Source organism: Fructilactobacillus sp. X2R5C2 (genome assembly GCF_059901375.1).
In genome coordinates this window covers 1-253 of sequence record NZ_JBWXUX010000032.1, presented here as the reverse complement: position 1 = coordinate 253, position 253 = coordinate 1, and the positions used below count along the sequence as shown (strand labels likewise).

The following is a 253-nucleotide window of genomic DNA, read 5'->3' as shown; positions in this document are numbered from 1 at the left end:
GCTACATGTTCAGCCCCGGCTTAGAGCCGTTGCGCCGGCAGATCGCCATTCGCATGCGCGATGCTGGCGTGCTGGTCGACCCCCGTGAAGTGATCGTGACCCATGGCTGCGTCGATGCCCTGCAAATGTCATTGCGCGTGCTGACCCGCCCGGGCGATCTGATTGCGGCCGAGTCGCCGACGTATTACGGCTTGCTGCAACTGGCCGACCTGCTGGGCCTGAAAGTGATCGAAATCCCCAGTGACCCGTCCAC

1 protein-coding gene is annotated in these 253 nt (G+C 63.2%); it reads left to right on the top strand.

Annotated elements, in window-relative coordinates; all coding sequences use genetic code 11:
* Positions 1 to 253, top strand: a 253-nt coding sequence (locus AC6UD2_RS06835) for an aminotransferase class I/II-fold pyridoxal phosphate-dependent enzyme (protein ID WP_500698441.1), incomplete at both ends; no start/stop codon positions are given.